Raw genomic sequence first — 17,924 nt, forward strand, 5'->3', positions numbered from 1 at the left:
TTAATCTTCTCCGTCAAACAAGTCTGAAAAATCAAAAGAAACTGGCTGTGAATTAGTTTTACCAGTCGCCTCTACTGCTTTTAATACATCAGGTTCAGGTGTAGCCGGTGCTTTATTTCCTGCCTTGTCATCCTCTTTAATCGCTTTAATAAATTCGGTAGAGGAGTCAGTTAAAGCAGTGGTGGCCGTAACCACATCAACGGGTATTTGTGTCACCATTTGGATGGTATTTGCACCTTCTTGCAGATTTTGTAAAAATCCAGTTACCCGATTAAATTTAGGCTGAGGATTCATCCAACCATATGCACTTTCTAAAATCACACCACCTTTTTTAAGAGCGTTACCAATTTTGCCAGTATAAGAAGCGATTACCTCTGATGCTTGCAATATTATTTGTGACAGATTTAAAAAACTATTCAAAATATTGGTAGTAGCCTGATAAATTCTATTAGCTTTAGCCCATCCCTCGGATAGCGTTGTGTAATTGTTTTCACCAATCATCCCCTTAATTGCATTTTCAATAGTATTACCAATAATCTCATCTACATTAAGCGGGTTATTATCTTTGTCTTTTGGAAGTATCAAAGACAGTACATTATTGATTGCACCTATCAAAGTTTGGGCAATATCATTTGATAGCATTGCAGCATTATGAACCGTAGCCGCGAAAGTGAGAATATTTAGAATTCGGTCGAGGTGGGCCCATTCATAAAATTTACCTAAGCTACCAGAAATACCCCCAATAACCTCAGCCCCTAGCTTTGTGTTGATGGTATTTAATAAACCTAGTTGAGCAGCATTCGCGCCAGCGTTAGCGACATCCAAACCATTGATTTTATCGTTGAAATTCTGGTTAATACTATTAGTTGCATCATCAATTTTTCTACCACTACACCCCCCGTTCATGCTTCTACACATTGCCGTCCCTGTAGCATTTTCAATCTGAGGAAGTGTAGGGATACTTGGCTTGATTGCACTAGCTGTTAATGCAGGGATGAAAGGTAATTTACTCAAGATTTCATCCGTCTTTTTAAGTCCTTCTTGGTTCACTTTGTCGGCTTCTCCTAATTTGCGTTTAATCTCCTCAAATTCTTGCCTTGTAACCTGTTTGGTATTAATTCCTCCAGTCTGTTGAATCTGCTCCTTGATTTGACCGATTTCTCTATCTGTATTTCCTTGTCTCTGTTTAAGCCTATCAATCTCTACTGGTGTAGCGTTGATAATTTCAGGTGATGTTACTACCCCATCCTTGATCGTGCTGATTTGTTGCTTGAGTTGCCCTATCTGTTGCCCTATCTCGGCTTTAAAAGTGCCAATGGGAATTGTAATCGCATTCTGAATTTCTGGGCTAGTTACTACCCCATTTTTAATTTGGCTAATTCTATTTAGAGCGTTATCAGCCTTGTTATCAGCATTATTTGCAGTGTTATCAATGCTGCCAACTTGCCCTCGTAGAGTTGATAACCCTTGCGCAGTGTTAGCGGCTGTACTTAATGCGATTCCCCCTAACTGTAAAGCTGCTTGCGCGGCTTGATTAGCTTGCTGAATTTCGCTATCCTGCCTACTATTTTGTTGCTCAACAGTTCCCACCCGCCCACGTAATCTAATAATATCAATCTGGGCGGCTTGTGCTTTGACATCAGCGACAGTGGCGATATCTTCAGCATTTTTGGCTCTAGCATTGGCATTATCTGCAATGGTTCTAACGCCAGAAATCTCACCCAGTGCATTTGAAAGCTTGGTATTAAGAATAGGAATAGTAGATTCAACCGTAGCGACTCTTCTATTAATTTCCCCGATTTCATAATCTATTCGCAGTTGACCATTTTCTAAAGCATTTATTTCACCACGAGCATCTTCTAGTTGACTTTCAACTGTTTCTAATCGTTCAGTGTAATTATCAATTCTGGTGTTAGCTCTAGCAGCATCTTTAATGCCTATATTTGCAATTTCTGCTGCTCTATCTGCAAAGTCTTTCGCTCTATTAGCTAGCCTTACACCTTCATTAGCAGTTGTTTGAGCATTCCTGGCAACACTTAGCGCTTCTTGGATTTGGACTGATTGCCTGAGAATAGATGCTGTATTTTCTTTAACTCCTTCATTAGCTTTTTCAGCCTTAGCATCTGCTCTTTCAATTGCGTATTTATTGAGTTGAATTAATCGATAAATTTTACTATCTTCTCTTTCTAATACATCGATTCGATGTGATAATGCATCAAAATTTGTGTTGCTAGCCAACAAGGCTAGTAATCCAGTCGCTACGCCTGCAAGTTGTACGAGTAAACTAACTACTGGTGCTAGTGGTGCTAGTTTACTAAGAAGTGCCTTAATTGGTGTAATTACGGTTGTAACTTCTTTAGCAATTATGAATCCTAGTATTGGGATTAAAACTATCTTTGCTTTGTCAACAGACTTGTTAATTAAAGCCTCTTCATCTACAGGTTTTAAACCAGCTATCTTAGAATAAATATCATTAATTTGTTGCTGAAGTTTATCACAGCAGTCACACTTACCAGCACAAGTAAGAGCTTGCTGAAGATTGTTAATTGTTAGAGAAGCACTCATTTGTTAACTACAATTTTTATTCTTTAACTGACTAGATAACCCTTCGATTTTTGCCCAGTCACTATTTGAAATACACACCCCGCTGCATCCAGTACCACAAGCGACTTCACAAGCTTCTAAATTGGCATAAATTCCTGGGGTGCTGTAAGTCGTGCTGGGAATGCAAGCCCCATTAATACAGTCATACTTTGTTGCTACACCGCAATTTGGATCATCCTTGACGAATGAAGTAGAGACAATCGGCTGAACATTGCAGCCTGAACTTGTCCACAGTTCAAGATTTCCCCGGACTTGTGATACTAAATAATCTTTCCCGCTCTGGCACTGCAAAGCGGGATAGTCCAGTTCATATCCTGAAAATGTATATGAATAATTATTTCCCTGGTAGCTACTAATGATTGTCCAGCTACCAGGACAACCGTATTGGGGATGTGGATCTGACATTAGTAATCATCCGGATCAAGAGTTGAGCCGGTGTCAGGTTTGGCTAGGTTGATTGTCAGTTGATCTACCCGGTAAGGATCATTGTTTGTGCCACGAGTAGTAAAGCTACTAAAACCACTACTTATATAAATACTCTGGTCAGTATTAGCATCAAAATTAGTTTGAGTTAAATAAGCCTGAGCTTTCAAAAGAATCGCCACCAATAAACTCTCAGCCGAGTTTGAACCGCTTGCTGTCAGCCCGGTGAGAGAAGATTTAGTAATAGTTAACGTCGTACTATCTTGAGTAGCGCTCGCGCCAAAAATTTGGACTAAAGTCGGTTCTGCCATGATAAAAATGCATAAAGTTTTTACTATTATGCATTTTTAAGAGTAAAAGTGCGATCGCACTCATTACACCAATACCGCTGTAACTTCTCACCAGACTTGCGCACACTAAACCCGTGCCGCATAATTTTTAGACTTTGGCAGTAGGGACAAGTCAAATTACTTTTGTCCATTGGGGTCTTTGAGTTTATCGGGTTTGACATATTCAAACCTGCCTGTGGGATGTTCTACCTGGAATTTTCGCGGGTTTGATGTAAAGCCGACAACTTGCACCAAGTCCCCGTCGAGGAGTGCTGACTTATTCACTTCCGGCCGCCACTGCTCGCAAAGTTTGGTGATAAACGCCTCAGCGTGTTTTTCTAACTGGGCGATAGCATCATCTTTTCCTCGTGCCGCGATCGCTACTTCCATATTTTTCCCGCCAACAGATATCTGCCACCTAGTTTTATTGTCAGCTTGATAACGGAGCGGAGTGAAAACGACTGATTTATTTCTTCCACCCCAAAAAGGATTAGGTAGGGGTAATCCGGTTCGGGGGCAATTTATTTCTTTTCGGGTGGGTTCAGTCTCGCGATCGCTATTGCTATTTTTATTTTCTAGAAAAGTTTGGAAAATATCCGGAATATCTGGATCATCTGGATCACGCTTGCTGTGACTGGGTTCTAGATGATCCAGATATTTTGATGTATCTGGATCAGGGATCGGGTTGTTGCTTGTGCTACTGTCGTAATTTTGCGGATACTGATCCAGATGATCCAGATGTGGAAAAATATCTGGATCACCTTCAAAGACTTGCTGTGACTGGGTTGATCCAGATGATCCAGATGATCCATTGAAATTTGAAAATTTTCTGAACCATTGACGTAGCGCACGACCGTTAACCCACTTTCGCCTTTGTTCCCATCCTTCCTGACGCATGACGGAAGATACGCGCCTTTCCGCTAGCTTGTCTTGGCGACCAGTTTCAACGCCCAAAGCTGTAAACAAAATCTCATGAGTTGTCACGCCTTCTTCCTTGCCCTGTATAAATGGAATGATTATTTCTTCCCAAGGATCTGATGATTGGTAATTCTTATTCGCTTCTGATTGCTGGGCAGCTTCAGCATGAGTTAACCACCACTGATGCCCGGCTTGGTAAAGATGATTAGCGGCCGCCCAAATCAGATCGCGATCGCGAATCAATTCGTCTATGGGGATAGCTTGAGAAACGGGAACAATCCAAAATCTTCTATTTCCTGTGGGGTCGTGTAGTAATTCTGTTTCGTTAGAAGTCCCGACTAGTACACAGCTGCGGGGGTGTTCTTTTATTTCCCGGTCGTAAGGTGTACGAAAAGCGTCAACACTACTGCTCATGAATTTTTTCATTGAGCCAACGTCTTTTCTCTTATATATATGCTCTACTTCGGGAATCTCTAGCCCCCAGAACTGGTGCAGCTTCATCAACTCGTCTTTTTCGTTGCTGTCGCTGAGTTCATCGGTAAACCAGTCAGAACCAAATAGCTCCTTCCAGAAGGTACTTTTCATTAATCCTTGAGCGCCAACAAGAATACAGGAATCATCAACTTTACATCCTGGCTGTCTGGCTCGAGCGACAGATGCTATGAGTGCTTTTTTCAGGTAAGTATTATGTAGTGGATCTGGAGTCCCAAAATATTTAAAAGCCAAATTATCTAAAATTGATAAATCTGGATTGGGGAACCTGGAGGACAAGGAGTCAAGGTACTCGACTACTGGGGAGTAAGCATTAGCTTTGGCTATCGCCATAACGATAGAGTGAGCGTCTTCTTTGGAAATATCTATGTCAAATTCCAGTGCTATATAGAGCTTCAAGAGGTCTAAATCTAATCGGGAATCTTCCAATTCAATGTATTTTTTTAGCCGATTAAGCCGGATAGATTCCCCCCAGCCTTGCTTGATAATTTTATAAGCACGATAGATTTTAGATTTTTTATTTTCGTCCTCAAATTCAAACTCTTGGGATTTGCGCTTTTCTTCTAAATCTTTTCGCCATTCCTCAATCGTGAGTGCATCGTCAATTAATTTTTTAAATTCTTCAGCCCCTTTGGCAGAGATAAAATCATCCATCCCCTTTAAATCCAGGGATGGGAGAACGATGATCATGACCTTAGAACCAGTCGCAGACAAGTCACGCGCCAACGATATTAAAGCGTTTTGGACAGGTCTTTTTTCAATAACATCCGCATCAAAACAGAGATAGAAAGTACGACCAAAACCTGCAAAAGAGTCTAGCCAGTAATGCAATCTACCGTATTTCCTACAGGTACTAACCCCAGGAATGCTAATTGTAGGAATGCTCAAACTCAAACCTGCACCTGCTTTCTTAGCCCCCTCAGTGATAATTATGGGGATAGATTTATCTTTTAATATGTTTTGCCAGTAGCCCTCTGTGCCCGTATTTAAAAATAGTGGGGCTGCACTACCGCCAGTAGCACCCAGATACTTTTGAATTTTGCCGTTTTTATCAAATTGGGCTGTATCTGGCTTTACTTGTACGCCTTCTAAAGTGTTCTCACCTGTTAATGGGTCAATGCCGGAAACACACCACGCTGGAACCAGATGATCTGAATGTTTTCGGCGACGTTTAACATTACGATTCAAGATTTTATCTATTTCTCTTGCATCATTAATCGTCTTGCAATTGCTGGTTATTATGTGGTCAGCAACCGCGCTAGATTTCCATTCGTTCCAGTGCTTTAGGCTGATATCTTCGGGAATGTTTGCGGTATAATTGTTATTAGGTTGAATCGTATTTATCATTTTGAATTAATCCTTTTTATGTTAGTGGACGGCCCTTGCTGTCTATTTTTTTGTGCTTGGTTAAACGTATTCATGGCTACAGGTAGTTAAAAAGGTATGTCATCAATAATGCACCGGATATTTACCGTTACCCCTATCCTCTTCATCTCATTCTCGTAAGCTTCAATGATGTTATAGGGTATGTCTAGCATCAGTTCAGGGAATATCAAATCTATGCATACAGTCGCTAGGGTTTGACTGTATGGAGATAAGAAACTGCTACGAATACTGATAGGTGGTTTGTACATTTTGAGGCTGCATTTAGAAAAATCTTTGTGATGTATTGCAGCCCATAACCAGCATTTTTCAATTTCTTTAAGCATTTATTTTTTATAACGTCAGGTATTCAACGAAATAAGCCATCTGAATTTCAGCGTAGTTAGTGGCTTTTTCTATGGAGGTAAGTGGTTTAGTCATTGTTTATTGGTGATTGGGCATTGGGGATTTACTTATTAGTGCGATCGCTTTTTGGTTCCCATCTTTGCTCAGGCAACCAGTCGTGACCACATGTGCGGCATATCAAGCTAAATAATGTCAGCGGCTTGCTCATGGTGTTAAAGGAACCGCATTTTGGGCATGGATCTTTGAGTGGGTTATGAGTCATAGGTTATTGGTTATTGGGCATTGGGCGATCGCATCGCTGATCAAGGAAATCAGATAATTTACGCTTGATGGTTGAAATGTCTTGAGATAAATATTTTTTTGCGTCTTTGAGCCGAGACAAAGCACCATACAAATAAGCATCAGTTGTCTGTGCGTCATTAGTGCCTTCGGCAATTTCTTTTTTTAAATCCTCCAGACATTCAATGGCAAAGTCTAGGGCGCTTAAATGTTCGCCGAAGGTATCAAGGCAATGATCGATTTGCGGTAGCAAGTAATCAGGATCTTGTGGTGAATGGCTGTAGGTTCTCATAGGTATTGGTTTGGTCATTGGTCATTGGGCATTGGGCATTGGGCATTGGGTAGAATGCACCCATGAAAAAGCAGCCCATCAGATGAAGGACTGCTTACTTGTTTGAAGCTTCAGTTAATTGTTCTCGAACTTGTTCAAAGTCTTGAATACGGTCTTCAAGCTGTTTTATCTCAACTTGGAGATTCTTAATAGCACATTTCTTTAGTTCAACCTGCTCGCGGTACTCGTCGATCAGTTGATCAACAACTCCCCCATCCGTTCCACTTCGGAAATTGAAGTGACTTGTCCCCGTGCTATTCGTTCGATCAGCTCGCTCCGACTGATGCCCAGAATACTCGCTTTTGAATCCAATAGTTCCACCCCTTCCGGAGTGAGTGTTACTGTTACGTCTTTTTTCTTCATGCCGTGAGCTGCCGTCTTGGTTTTGCGTCCCATGTAATTGTTTGCCCATGTAAACTACCCCTATTTTACCCGTGTGAAGATTGCAATTATTCCCCATGCAATGCTAACATTTCGTTATCACATGGGCAATAAATAAATACTCACACAAAACAGACAGAAATAGCAGCCTGTCGCCATTGAGGCAATCAACGATCTGCTAGTGCTGAGTAGTAGATATACCTAATTCTCAACTCCCTAAACCATGCAGAGATAGCAGCCTGCAAGGCATTGAGCCAAATAGCAACGACCTGCTAGGGGTAACAGTCAACTGACCATCAAAAAACTTGGGGATTTATGCAAGAACTAATTGACCAACTGCAAGCTATTGAGACGCTACTAGAGAATGTGACCGACTCACCAGAATACCTGAAACTACTGGAAGCTGACTGCTACAGCCCAGATATTACGCTTGGTGATTCCTTACAAGGTGTACGTCAAGCATTATCAATTTGTCGGGATGGGAAACAAAGAATTCCCTACTCAAAGGAATTTACCGCGCCAGGAGCGATCGCCTGATATGACGGGCACAAAAAAGGCTAAAGTCCTACCCTATTAAGGACTTCAGCCTTATTCTTCTGCTTGTCATTTGTTCAGTAAAAGTCAACTATCGCTTATTTATGAATGAACAACAAGTGACGAATACTTCAACTTCTAATGGAAGTAAACCTCACACTAGTCCAAGAAAAGGTAGACCTAGGCAATGGAAGGATCTATCTCAAGATCCACTTGCTGAGGGTTTTGATAGTCATAGCGCTGACTATATTGTCGGTAAATCTCCATTAAGTTGGTCAGTTGTCGAACCCGGTCAGTTATTTTCTCGCTCAAAGACCGGGAAAAACTTACATGTAAAGCTCAACGACGGAAGGGCCATCAATTTAGATACCGGAAGACCGATCGAAATTAAACCGACTATGCGTAACTCTTGGCAAGTTTGGCTAGTTACCAGTTTTAACTCGATTACAGCTAGTAAAACAGATTTTTAAAGGCGATCGTGTTTCTGCACGGAACGCAGATCGCCTAGTACATCAGAGTACACAAGGATTTTACCAGATGGACAACCAACTTTACTCGATCTGGGGGATGACGAGTAGTTATGAATCTAGAAGCTGAGACTCAAGACGCGATCGGCTTAACCTCAAACCAACTTGAGCCGGAAGTAACGGAAACTCAGCCAGAACCCCAAGTCACGATTTACGACTTTGCCAGGCTCATGGACTGGAGCGATCAGCCCGCCAATTCTCAGCCGTCAACATAATGTCTCAGGACAAATTCACCACCGGACTAGGGGAAGCAATGGCCGCAATTCTCTTTCTATTCCTCATCCTTCCCCTAGCATCCCTTTCTCTCAAAGCTTCAATTGAAATCATGAACTCCTCAACCTGTAAAATTAACAATGACAACAGATGATTCACAAAAAATAGTTGTTGAAGTTCCACATAGTTCGGGTAACTTCACCCCTATTCCCCATGCCCCTCAAGCTTCAGGACTGGAAAAATTTCGGCAACACTGGCTAGAGATTTTATCGCCACCTGATAATCCGGCTGATTTGGCTTTTGACAGTTTGGGGACGATCACCATTACCGCATTGATAACCAGTTTTGCTTTGTTTACCCCATTGCCTAACTTTATTCGGGTAATTGGCTGGATCTTCATCCTTATACATGCGCTGTTTTTAGTACAGATATTACGTTATATCCCGGAAATCAGGTCAATCATGTTTTTTAGATTGTCCTTAGTCGCTATTGGTATTGGGATAGGGTCATGAGTCGGGAACAAATTAAACAAGCCATTTACGATGTGCTGACCGATCACTGGTGTCCTGAACAGCTAGCAGCAGAAGCGGCTACCATTCTCAGCCGACACTACCCAGATGCATCACTTCTTAAGGCAACAGAAGAGCAGATTTCTCTAGTTCGGAAGGCAAAAGAATACGTGGTAGGGGGTGAAAATGAGTGAGTTACACCCGTCCCAGGTACATTTGTACTTACTAATGCGAGATCGTGCCAAAATAGCATCTTATTTATGTCTTGGCAGTGCAATTTTTGCGTTAGCGGCCGCAGTTGATTTAAACCAGAAAGCTGTAAAGCCCTGGCTTTTAACTGGTGCTACAGCTGCATTAATTGGCGGAATAAATCTGAGAAAATCTGCCAAACAACTGGGGGACTCTCTAGGAGATATCGAAATAGCATCAAAGCATAACTTCGCTGTTTGGGTAAAGGCGAAAACTTTACCCACAGCACAGTTAGCTGTCACTGTTGGCAGTATCGATGTCAATTGGCAACCTGAAAATTTAATTACCGATCCGGTTAACTATATTCAACAAAAGCAAAAACACGTTGCTTTGATTGGGGGGACTGGGGATGGTAAAAGTACTTTCACACAATACCTTTCATCTAAAATTGGTGGACAGGTTGTAGTGTATGACAGTGACGCTAAACCAGATGACTGGTCATGGATTCCCCAGGAGAACGTCATCGGGCGTAAAGGTAATTTCGCTGCCATCCATGAGGGCATGGGGAATGACCTCCAGCAACTTGCGGAATTAGTAGAGCTTCGGGGAGACAAGGGGGATAAAGTACTAGTCGGTCGTGAGCGTTTTCTGATCGCCGAAGAATTCCCCATACTGGTGGATGAGTGCGATAACGCCCCAGTTTGGCTGAAGAAACACGCCAAGCGCGGGCGGCGATATAAGCAATTCATCTTAGCGATCGCCCAAAATGACACGGCTGAAAACTTCGGTCTAGCAGGTGATAAAGATACTCTTTACAGCTGCTTCTGCTTAGTGCGGTTAGGTCAATTCGCCTATGAGCAAGCCCGTAGGCTCAAAGACCCCAAGCTTGAGCAGTGGTTAAAAGCTGGAGGTAAAAAGCGGTTCATGGTTGATGATTTTCCTTGCGAATTGGATCTAAGTAACTGGGGCATAACTCCCGATGCATTACTTCCAGCTACTGATGAAGAAACACCCCCAAAAATCGACCTTAACGAATATGAGCAATTCATTGTTGATTGGGGAAAATCTCATCCGGGGGAGATTTTAAAAGCCCGCATACTGCTGCAAGCAAGCCGACTATTCGACAGGATGACACCAGATGACATCAGAATTATCTTTGCTTCCCTAGCAGATCGCTCGCTTGGAGCAGTTGAGGGAACCGGCGATCGCTTGGGCTGGAAGTGGACACAATAACTCACAATATTGTCTACAGCTTGCCTACAGCACGTCTACACCTTATCAGCACTGCTTTTTAGCTCAGTTACTCAGCTACTCTAAAATATTTTCATTTTGCAGTAGCTGAGTAACGGTCAACTCTCAACGGTCAATAGTCCGTCTACAGCGTCTACAATTTTTCGCCCGGAAAAATGCGCCTGTAGACGGCTTAAACCGTTGCTACGCAAGCGTTTTAGAATCTGTAGACACTTTTTAGGGGGGGGGGATAAAAACATGAAATTTCGCCAAAAAAAGCGATCGCCTCATCTACCTAAAAAGCGATCGCCGTTGTCTTAACACTATAAGGATTGTGACAATTCTAACCGCATCAAAAAGCGGGTTTTCTCTGGACAATTAGAGAAAACCCGCGTAAGAACTGAGTTTTACAAAATCCAATGGAGAAGATTTTACTAGATTTATGAGCAATTCTACCTGTCTAAACTGCAATTATTCCTACTTAAGCTAATGGGCGACAAGTGGATAGCAACGGATAAGCGAACGGGCAAACTCATTCTTCGATTTAAAATCAAAAATCATCCCAAGCAATTTTTTATTGCCACCGGTTTAACTGATACTGCGGCCAGTCGCGAACTAGTTATAAGCAGGCGTGATTTAATCGCCAGCGATATCAAACTTGGTATTTTTGATGGCACTCTTGCGAAATATCAATTTACTACCCACATAACAGCCCCACGCTCAATTGATGTCAAAAATCGATACCAATACGATTTAGCCGAACTTTGGGAGCGTTTTACAGAGTATAAAAAAGCTATTCTCGAACAAACGACAATTAGAGCCAATTACCGGGCTACCCAGCGCTATATAAGCAAACTGCCAACGACGAAGCTAGAAAATGCCCCACAAATTAGGGACTGGTTTTTAAAAAATACTACTCACTACATGACTTGGACTTTACTCGTGAGATTTAGCGAGTGTTGCGACTGGGGAATTGCTAGCGGGCTGATAGCCGATAACCCTTTTGAAAAACTCAAAATTAAAAAGCCGAAAAAACGCTCTACAACTGAAGACCATAGAGCATTCACCCTAGAGCAACGCGATTTAATTATTGAAACTTTTGAAAGTCACAGGCTTTATGCTCACTACGCACCCCTAGTTAAATTTCTATTTTGGACGGGGGCAAGACTGGGTGAAACTTTCGCTTTGACCTGGGGAGATATTCGCGAAAATTGCACCCGGATAGAAATTAACAAATCCTGCAACCTTTACGGAGTGAAGAAAGGAACCAAAAACGGTAAGCGCCGGACATTTCCCACAACTGAGGGGTCAAAAGTTCAGCAACTTCTACTCGATATAAAACCCCCGCCGGAGTTTTACCGACCGAGTGAACTAATTTTTCGCTCATCAACTGGCCGCCCACTCTCTACTGATATCCTTCAGAATTTCTGGAATGGTTACAGCGGGCGGGAAGCGAAATTTTACCCAGGTGTAGTGCGATCGCTCGCGGCTGAGGGTAAATGCCCATATCTCAAGCCCTATGCTTGTCGCCACACTTTCGCCACTTGGGCGATCACCAGTGGTATCACCCCGGATCGTGTAGCTCTGTGGATTGGGGATGAGGTGACGACGGTCTTAAAATTTTACTGCCACCCCGATATTGTCGATTCTGAATGTCCTGATTTTTAAAAACATATGAAATTCGCTCAAGCATCCAGCTACGCTGAGGATTATCAACAAGTTTGCGCTCGCTACTTGGCATCGTTGCAGCTAGAGGAGCAAGCACCTGAATACAAAAAAGCACAACAACATATTGAGGCATTTATTGAAGAGTTAAAAATGGCGAAATTGTCACTGACTCCATCTTTGAAGATGAATGTTGAAGCATTGCAACTATTGCGTCAAGAATTTAAAAATAATTGGTTGAGTTTCTTTGAAGCAATCTCAATCGAACCTCGATATTTTCAGACTTTTGAAGAATTATTACAAGCTTTAGAACGAGAAATGGCTGTACCGTATGGGGATTTAGAATCTCATGAAAAAGATTTTCTTCGTGGTTGGGATGAGGTTTATAGCAAAGCTTGTTCTGAGGCTGACCGACGAAAACACGGGGCAAGTCCTAACTTAAACTGGTTTGAGCAGTAGTAGGCGTTCAACAAACGTGATTTAAAAAGTTTACGCGCGAGAGTGAAATCTGACATTAGTTATGGAAATCACAGCTTACCCCCTTTCCGGACTTTTTAGGTTGATAAAACAAACCCCAGATTATGAAAAGAAAAATTTGCTGTTGGTGTGGTAAATCGGTCGGTTATTATCCAGTGAAAGAGCTTGATTTTTAAAACAGATGAAATTGTCATTAGTTAATCCCGATATAGCCGCAGTAAAACTGCCCTATTAGAGAGTTATCAAGAGCGATCGGAGTAAGGTAAGTATGTACTATGTTGCTTGGTGGTACTCGGTAGAGGCTTCTACCGTGATTTACGACGTGATAAAAAATCCCACGGAAAAAGATAATGTAGAGTTTTCCGGGAGTTACGAAGAGTGCATCGCTTACGCAGAAGCTAAAAACTATCAAAGTCAAGAGTTCTGGGATCTTCAATAACGATCTAAAACTCCTATACCTGGGTGCAGGGGTTTTGAAATGTCTCCAAGTTGTCTCTAACTTGTCTGTGACTTCCTACGAAAATCAACCAATGGATCTAAACAACAGCAACGCCGCAAAAGACAGATTTTGCTGTACCTGTGGAAAATATTGCCGGGAAGATGAATCTTACTTTCCTGAATCAGTACAGTGTGGTTGGTGCTACACCTTACAGGACTTCAGAAAGCAGAAGGTATATTTCATAATCCCCCACAACTTATTAGAGTGAATCCTCAATACTTTAGAAGGATGAGAATAAATACTCATCCTGTTACGCTACTAAATTGCTACTACGCTTTGGCAGTAGCAAAGTCTTGATTTTACTGGGCTGGAGAAGTTTGCCAGTACTTATACGCAGCATAACCCATAGTTATAACACCAGTGATAATGGCAGTTTCATCAACTTCAAATTCGGGGTGGTGTAATGGGTGATTAATAATTCTTTCTTTGTAGCCTACACCCAAGCGAAACATAGAACCAGGGGCGTGATCTAAATAAACAGAAAAATCTTCTGCGCCCAGGGAGGGTTCGGGTAAGACTTGGACGCGATCGCTATTCCAAGCTTCTTCTGCGGTTGATTGTAACAATTGTGTCAGGGCATAATCATTTTGGACGCTAGGTACACCTTGGTGATAATTGACTTGATAACTAGCACCATAGGAATGGCAAACACTAGCGACAATTTTTTCAATCCAGTTGGGGAGTTGGGCGCGGGTTTCGGGATGGAGCGATCGCACTGTTCCCAACAACCGCACTTTATCGGCAATCACATTCGGCGCTCTGCCACCGTTAATTTGCCCTATGGTTAATACTACAGGACGTAGGGGATTTTGTGTCCGGCTAATTGCTTGCTGTAGAGCAGAAATTACTTGCGACGCAATCCAAATAGCATCAATTGCTTCATGGGGACGTGCGCCATGTCCAGATTCGCCAATAATCAAAATCTCTAAATCATCGGCTGCTGCTGTCAATGCGCCATAACGCACGCCAATCGAACCGGCGGGGATGGAAGGAAAAACATGCACGCCCAATATAGCCGAGACATCTTTCATCGCCCCGTCTGCTACCATCCAACTTGCGCCTTGGGCAATTTCCTCTGCTGGCTGAAATAAAAACCGGACTTTACCACCTAACTCTTCTGCCATTTGGGATAGTACCATTGCTGTTCCTAACCCGACTGTGGTGTGGACATCATGACCGCAAGCGTGCATCACATTGTCGGCGCGAGATGTGTATTCTAAGCCAGTGCGTTCTTGAATTGGTAAAGCGTCCATATCGGTGCGAATTGCCAATAAACGCTGATCGCTACTATTAACGCGCAGTTCGCCAATCACACCTGTTTTGCCAACACCTTCCTGCACCTGAAGACCGCTAGAAGACAACACACCTGCAACAAAAGCAGCTGTTTGGTATTCCTGACCGCTGAGTTCTGGGTGCGCGTGGATGTGGCGACGGATTTCAATCAGACGAGGTGCTAGCTTTGTGGCTAAGTCTTTGATCTGGTTAAGCATGAATTGATCGCAGTTGACAGGTTAGTTTCCATGATAAAGAAGCGTTAACAAATCGTTAACTACTGTACTATCCCAATAGCTTCGCTAATTTTCGGAAACGCCCGCCAAATCGATAGCTTGGACGCTATCGATCCAAAGCCTGCTAAGAGCAGCCTAAAAACCTCAAAGCCCGCTAGACCCCGCCCTTAATTGTAGTGGGAGCATCTTGCTCCCTCAGGTCAAAAGCGGGCTAGAGAGCCATCACTACAACAAAATAAATTTACACATTTGGGATGCTCCGCTATTTCTTCTGATTAGGTTGTGCTTCAGTACCTTCTTGTAACGACCAGCCATAGGGCTTGTCTGAAGTGACCACACCATTAGCCAGAGTTGTCAGTCGGAAATTTGCCGCCCGGAAATTAGTGAACAGTAATGTCGCACCTTTGAGGTTAGCTGCTTCTAAATTGGCGCTAATAAACCCAGCATAGGAGAGATTAGCGTTTTCTAATGATGCTGATTTTAAATTTGCACCAGTGAAGGAGACACCAGTCAGATTGGCAGAAGTGAGAATTGCAGTTTCTAAGTCCGCCCCAGTGAGATCTCCATATGTCAAGTTCACTTGCGATAAATTGGCTGCTCTCAAGTTAGCCCCGCGTAAGTTGGCTCCAGTTAATGGAACTTGAGTCAGGTCAGCACCACTTAAATCGCACCTGGGACAATTTTTCGTTGCTTTCAATTGGTCTAAGTCTTGCTGATTGAAGGCGATCGCTTGTCCTGCGAACCCAAAACAAGCTAACAGGGTGAGGGTAGTGGCAATCTGGAGTTTCATATTTTTTAGGGATATTCACAAAAATCAGATTTAATAGCAAGTCCCATTGAACACCTATAATACTGAGACTATCCTGAGTCTTTCCCTCGATACCGAGAGGTTATCCTGTGGCTAACACCACTAGAAAGGCACAGTGACTGGATTACAGCTAATTCAACGGTCACGGACAAGGTATAAAAACTATATTGACTGTCATACTTAAACATATCCGAATTTTTCGACAAATCACAGCTAATGAAGCGACAATGAAGAAGTTATAAAATTCTTATAAATTATGGTGATTGTACTACCCAAAATAAAATTTAGGGATTAGAATCGTGTCGTAACGAACTATACTGAACCTTCTATAGACTACCATATATGAGATCCCCCTAGCTCAACGATCAAGAGCAGCTAGGGGGATCTTAAATTTTGGGCATTTATTTGACGATCGGGGGAGACGGGGACAAGGAGGACAAGGAGGACAAGGGAGATAAATACCCAATGCCCAATGCCCCATGCCCAATGCCTAACGCCATCCTAATAAGCGCAACCCAGGTACGATTAAGTAATAACTTACTCCTAACCAGAAGCTCATCAAAATGCCTTCAACAGCAAAAAAAGCAATGGGTATTAATACTTGATGCCATTGGATCGGGCTAGAAAATTGGAAGATAGTTGGTAGAATTTCTAAGCGAATTGCACCAGCAAATAACAGTGCAGTTCCTAAAGAAGCAATTACAGCGTAGACTATACGATGGCTGCGCAGTCCTAAACTCAAGGTGAGTAGGAAAACTGCAAACACAATTGAGATGACTAATCCTTCATTACTGTTTCTGGGTATGGTTAATTGCAAAATTAACCAAGCTAAACTGTAACTGATTGTACCCATGAGTGAGACGACGAAAAACCGCCGTCGCTGGGCAAAACCTCCCGCTACTGTTAGTCCCCATGCGGTTCCTAAGCCAGCGATCGCAAATACTAAAACGGATGCTATCGATACTGTTTGCTCTTCGGTAAACAAGCCTGGTAGCTGATACAATATCTGTTCTGCAACTCGATCGCCGAAAATTGTCCGATAAGCCAAAAAGAACCCAGCGATTGTACCGAGTATAGCCCCACTCCCGGTAAGTATCATTGCCCAAATAGTGATTAAACAGGCCAGTATAAATTGGGCGATCGCCTTCAAAATCAATAGGGTAATTTTACTTACAGCCTGGGTAAATTCCCTTAAGGCTTGTTTCACTGCTTGCATGAACAGTGTCAACCGGGCTGATGCTTGCTGAAGACTATTTTTAATGAAAACAGATAAAGCTTGTGGCGAGGAGACTTGAGTGATTTTAGCTAAGCGTCTTTGAATAATTTTGGCATTTAAAGGACGCGATCGCTCATCATCCTGCACCATGTCATCTAATAAATCTGCCAATCTGGGGTTAACATTTACCCGATTGCGCCATTGCAATAACCCAGATTGGGGATCTTCCAATTCTGGCGGATATTTACCTGTAAGTAATTCAATCATCGTTCGCCCAAGAGCATAAAAATCTGCACTTGGCCCCACATGACCGCCGATAACTTGTTCTGGTGGGCTGTAACCTGAAGAAAATAACCGCGTAGAACTGGATTGCGATCGCACTTTAGCGTCGCTAAATTGTTTTGCTCCGCCAAAATCAATCAATACTAGCTGATTTCCCCCCATTCCTGGCAAAATCATTGATGTATTTGCAGTGGGGGTACGTAGCATTAAATTAGAAGGTTTGATATCCCTGTGAATAATCTGGCGTTTGTGCAATTCCTGTAAAATTTGCACAGCTTGGGTCAGCCAGTTTAACACCATCTCTTCCGGACAGCCTTGAGGATAGTTTTTCAGTACTTCCTCTAAAGTCTGACCATTAATTTTTTCCATCACCAAACAATGCAGTTGGCGTGGTTTGGGATTAGATAAATTTAGTAAAAAATAGCCATCAGCCTCGACTCTAGGCACACCCGGATGGCGTAAACTTCTTAAAACAGCAGCTTCTTGTCTAAACAAGTCCAGTGCCTTGGCTGAACTTTCCACCAAGACTTTCAGCACCTTTTCTGTATGAGTTTTTTGATCCCAAACCGTGTAAATCTGGGCAAATCCTCCCGCACCCAAAGGCTGGATTGGCACATAGAGGTCTAACAGCTGTAACGGTGCGCCACAGCTATTGCAAAATTTGTTTCCCCAAGGTTGAGGATAGGGACGTTGACAATCGGGATTTATGCAGTGAACCGCAGTCTGAGTGTTGTGGGACACAACCGCTAAAATACAAAGGCTGACTCGATTTTAGCGTTTCT

At 42.6% G+C, this 17,924-nt stretch carries 20 protein-coding genes; 9 read left to right on the forward strand and 11 right to left on the reverse strand.

What is annotated here, in order from left to right:
- The 8 genes from AACU32_RS07320 to AACU32_RS40660 form a co-directional block, all read right to left on the reverse strand.
- Window positions 1–2,565 (reverse strand): hypothetical protein, encoded by a 2,565-nt coding sequence (locus tag AACU32_RS07320; RefSeq protein ID WP_096598986.1) that lies wholly within the window; start codon window positions 2,563–2,565, stop codon window positions 1–3.
- A 3-nt stretch (window positions 2,566–2,568) separates the two neighbouring features.
- The gene (locus AACU32_RS07325; RefSeq protein ID WP_096598987.1) at window positions 2,569–3,009 is read right to left on the reverse strand and encodes a hypothetical protein; all 441 of its coding nucleotides are present in this window, start codon (window positions 3,007–3,009) and stop codon (window positions 2,569–2,571) included.
- The gene (locus AACU32_RS07330; protein WP_096598988.1) at window positions 3,009–3,338 is read right to left on the reverse strand and encodes a hypothetical protein; all 330 of its coding nucleotides are present in this window, start codon (window positions 3,336–3,338) and stop codon (window positions 3,009–3,011) included. The genes AACU32_RS07325 and AACU32_RS07330 overlap by 1 nt, the downstream gene beginning before the upstream one ends.
- 26 nt (window positions 3,339–3,364) lie before the next feature.
- Window positions 3,365–3,538 carry a transposase gene (locus tag AACU32_RS40655; protein WP_445223167.1) on the reverse strand — a complete coding sequence of 58 codons (174 nt, stop codon included), beginning with the start codon at window positions 3,536–3,538 and terminating at the stop codon, window positions 3,365–3,367.
- Window positions 3,495–6,113 carry a VapE domain-containing protein gene (locus AACU32_RS07335; RefSeq protein ID WP_096598989.1) on the reverse strand — a complete coding sequence of 873 codons (2,619 nt, stop codon included), beginning with the start codon at window positions 6,111–6,113 and terminating at the stop codon, window positions 3,495–3,497. The genes AACU32_RS40655 and AACU32_RS07335 overlap by 44 nt, the downstream gene beginning before the upstream one ends.
- Window positions 6,114–6,597: 484 nt before the next feature.
- The gene (locus AACU32_RS07340; RefSeq protein ID WP_339377624.1) at window positions 6,598–6,756 is read right to left on the reverse strand and encodes a hypothetical protein; all 159 of its coding nucleotides are present in this window, start codon (window positions 6,754–6,756) and stop codon (window positions 6,598–6,600) included.
- A 3-nt stretch (window positions 6,757–6,759) separates the two neighbouring features.
- Window positions 6,760–7,083, reverse strand: a complete 324-nt coding sequence (locus AACU32_RS07345; RefSeq protein WP_339377625.1) for a hypothetical protein — start codon at window positions 7,081–7,083, stop codon at window positions 6,760–6,762.
- 213 nt (window positions 7,084–7,296) lie between these two features.
- Window positions 7,297–7,500 (reverse strand): ribbon-helix-helix domain-containing protein, encoded by a 204-nt coding sequence (locus AACU32_RS40660; RefSeq protein WP_096598992.1) that lies wholly within the window; start codon window positions 7,498–7,500, stop codon window positions 7,297–7,299.
- 300 nt (window positions 7,501–7,800) lie between these two features.
- Here AACU32_RS40660 and AACU32_RS07355 point away from each other — a divergent pair, with 300 nt between their 5' ends.
- The 9 genes from AACU32_RS07355 to AACU32_RS07395 all read left to right on the forward strand — a co-directional run bounded on the left by AACU32_RS07355 (window position 7,801) and on the right by AACU32_RS07395 (window position 13,268).
- Window positions 7,801–8,022, forward strand: a complete 222-nt coding sequence (locus tag AACU32_RS07355) for a hypothetical protein (RefSeq protein WP_096598993.1) — start codon at window positions 7,801–7,803, stop codon at window positions 8,020–8,022.
- 101 nt (window positions 8,023–8,123) lie between these two features.
- Entirely contained in the window at window positions 8,124–8,489 is a 366-nt protein-coding gene (locus tag AACU32_RS07360; protein WP_096598994.1) for a hypothetical protein, read from the forward strand.
- 110 nt (window positions 8,490–8,599) lie between these two features.
- Window positions 8,600–8,761: a hypothetical protein gene (locus AACU32_RS07365; protein WP_339377627.1), complete on the forward strand. Its 162-nt coding sequence runs from the start codon at window positions 8,600–8,602 to the stop codon at window positions 8,759–8,761.
- 138 nt (window positions 8,762–8,899) lie between these two features.
- On the forward strand, window positions 8,900–9,271 hold the full coding sequence (locus AACU32_RS07370) for a hypothetical protein (RefSeq protein WP_096598995.1): 372 nt from the start codon (window positions 8,900–8,902) through the stop codon (window positions 9,269–9,271).
- A complete protein-coding gene (locus AACU32_RS07375; protein WP_096598996.1) occupies window positions 9,268–9,462 on the forward strand; it encodes a hypothetical protein in 195 nt (64 codons plus the stop codon). Before AACU32_RS07370 ends, AACU32_RS07375 begins: the two co-directional genes overlap by 4 nt.
- Before the next feature lie 34 nt (window positions 9,463–9,496).
- Window positions 9,497–10,690 (forward strand): hypothetical protein, encoded by a 1,194-nt coding sequence (locus AACU32_RS07380; RefSeq protein ID WP_096598997.1) that lies wholly within the window; start codon window positions 9,497–9,499, stop codon window positions 10,688–10,690.
- Window positions 10,691–11,176: 486 nt separating this feature from the next.
- A complete protein-coding gene (locus AACU32_RS07385; protein ID WP_096598998.1) occupies window positions 11,177–12,355 on the forward strand; it encodes a site-specific integrase in 1,179 nt (392 codons plus the stop codon).
- 6 nt (window positions 12,356–12,361) lie between these two features.
- Window positions 12,362–12,811 (forward strand): hypothetical protein, encoded by a 450-nt coding sequence (locus AACU32_RS07390; RefSeq protein WP_339377628.1) that lies wholly within the window; start codon window positions 12,362–12,364, stop codon window positions 12,809–12,811.
- Between the two features lie 286 nt (window positions 12,812–13,097).
- A complete protein-coding gene (locus AACU32_RS07395; RefSeq protein ID WP_339377629.1) occupies window positions 13,098–13,268 on the forward strand; it encodes a hypothetical protein in 171 nt (56 codons plus the stop codon).
- 359 nt (window positions 13,269–13,627) lie between these two features.
- On the opposite strand, the gene AACU32_RS07400 is transcribed toward AACU32_RS07395, so the two are convergent.
- From AACU32_RS07400 to AACU32_RS07410, 3 genes are all read right to left on the reverse strand, one after another.
- Window positions 13,628–14,818, reverse strand: a complete 1,191-nt coding sequence (locus AACU32_RS07400; RefSeq protein ID WP_096598999.1) for a M20 family metallopeptidase — start codon at window positions 14,816–14,818, stop codon at window positions 13,628–13,630.
- Between the two features lie 280 nt (window positions 14,819–15,098).
- On the reverse strand, window positions 15,099–15,626 hold the full coding sequence (locus tag AACU32_RS07405; protein ID WP_096599000.1) for a pentapeptide repeat-containing protein: 528 nt from the start codon (window positions 15,624–15,626) through the stop codon (window positions 15,099–15,101).
- Between the two features lie 508 nt (window positions 15,627–16,134).
- Window positions 16,135–17,883, reverse strand: a complete 1,749-nt coding sequence (locus AACU32_RS07410; protein ID WP_096599001.1) for a serine/threonine protein kinase — start codon at window positions 17,881–17,883, stop codon at window positions 16,135–16,137.
- Window positions 17,884–17,924 lie beyond the last annotated feature (41 nt).

The organism is Calothrix sp. NIES-2100 (assembly GCF_963875285.1).
In the GTDB taxonomy this organism is placed as follows: Bacteria; Cyanobacteriota; Cyanobacteriia; order Cyanobacteriales; family Nostocaceae; genus Aulosira.